Source organism: Gemmiger formicilis, from assembly GCF_016900095.1.
GTDB classification, from domain to species: domain Bacteria; phylum Bacillota; class Clostridia; order Oscillospirales; family Ruminococcaceae; genus Gemmiger; species Gemmiger formicilis_A.
In genome coordinates this window covers 1-1,626 of the sequence record NZ_JACJJP010000072.1, presented here as the reverse complement: position 1 = coordinate 1,626, position 1,626 = coordinate 1, and the positions used below count along the sequence as shown (strand labels likewise).

The 1,626-nt window shown below is 52.7% G+C and carries 1 rRNA gene; it reads right to left on the bottom strand.

Annotation, left to right across the window (positions count from 1 at the left end):
* Window positions 1–32: 32 nt before the first annotated feature.
* Window positions 33–1,546, bottom strand: a 16S ribosomal RNA gene (locus H6B15_RS15230).
* Window positions 1,547–1,626 lie beyond the last annotated feature (80 nt).

Genomic DNA, 1,626 nt, shown 5'->3' with positions numbered 1-1,626 from the left:
GACCAGCCTGATCTTCACGTCTGACTCCCTAGAAAGGAGGTGATCCAGCCGCACCTTCCGATACGGCTACCTTGTTACGACTTCACCCCAATCACCAGTTTTACCTTCGGCCGCGTCCTCCTTGCGGTTAGACTACGGACTTCGGGTCCCCCCGGCTCTCATGGTGTGACGGGCGGTGTGTACAAGGCCCGGGAACGTATTCACCGCGGCATGCTGATCCGCGATTACTAGCAATTCCGACTTCATGCAGGCGAGTTGCAGCCTGCAATCTGAACTGAGACGTTGTTTTTGAGTTTTGCTCCACCTCGCGGTATTGCTTCTCTTTGTTAAACGCCATTGTAGTACGTGTGTAGCCCAGGTCATAAAGGGCATGATGATTTGACGTCATCCCCACCTTCCTCCGTTTTGTCAACGGCAGTCTCGCCAGAGTCCTCTTGCGTAGTAACTGGCAATAAGGGTTGCGCTCGTTGCGGGACTTAACCCAACATCTCACGACACGAGCTGACGACAACCATGCACCACCTGTCTCGATGTCCCGAAGGACTTCATACATCTCTGTACTATGCATCGGATGTCAAGACCTGGTAAGGTTCTTCGCGTTGCTTCGAATTAAACCACATACTCCACTGCTTGTGCGGGCCCCCGTCAATTCCTTTGAGTTTCAACCTTGCGGTCGTACTCCCCAGGTGGATTACTTATTGTGTTAACTGCGGCACTGAAGGGGTCAATCCTCCAACACCTAGTAATCATCGTTTACGGCATGGACTACCAGGGTATCTAATCCTGTTTGCTACCCATGCTTTCGAGCCTCAGCGTCAGTTGGTGCCCAGTAGGCCGCCTTCGCCACTGGTGTTCCTCCCGATATCTACGCATTCCACCGCTACACCGGGAATTCCGCCTACCTCTGCACTACTCAAGGCCAGCAGTTTTGAAAGCAATTTATGGGTTGAGCCCATAGATTTCACTTCCAACTTGCCGGTCCGCCTGCGCTCCCTTTACACCCAGTAATTCCGGACAACGCTTGCCACCTACGTTTTACCGCGGCTGCTGGCACGTAGTTAGCCGTGGCTTTCTTGTACGGTACCGTCATTATCGTCCCGTACGACAGGAGTTTACAATCCGAAAACCTTCTTCCTCCACGCGGCGTCGCTGCATCAGGGTTTCCCCCATTGTGCAATATCCCCCACTGCTGCCTCCCGTAGGAGTCTGGGCCGTGTCTCAGTCCCAATGTGGCCGTTCAACCTCTCAGTCCGGCTACCAATCGTCGCCTTGGTGGGCCGTTACCTCACCAACTAGCTAATTGGACGCGAGTCCATCCTGAAGCGAATAAATCCTTTTCCCTCAGCACCATGCGGTGCCGTGGGCTTATGCGGTATTAGCAGTCGTTTCCAACTGTTGTCCCCCACTCCAGGGCAGGTTACTCACGCGTTACTCACCCGTTCGCCACTAAGCTTGAAAAAGCAAGCTCTCTCAAGCTCCGTTCGACTTGCATGTGTTAGGCGCGCCGCCAGCGTTCGTCCTGAGCCAGGATCAAACTCTTTATAAATGGTATTTAATCACTTACAAAGTGTTAAATCACTGTAATTTCTCAGACACAATCGCTTGCGTCCTGTTGAATTACTTGTT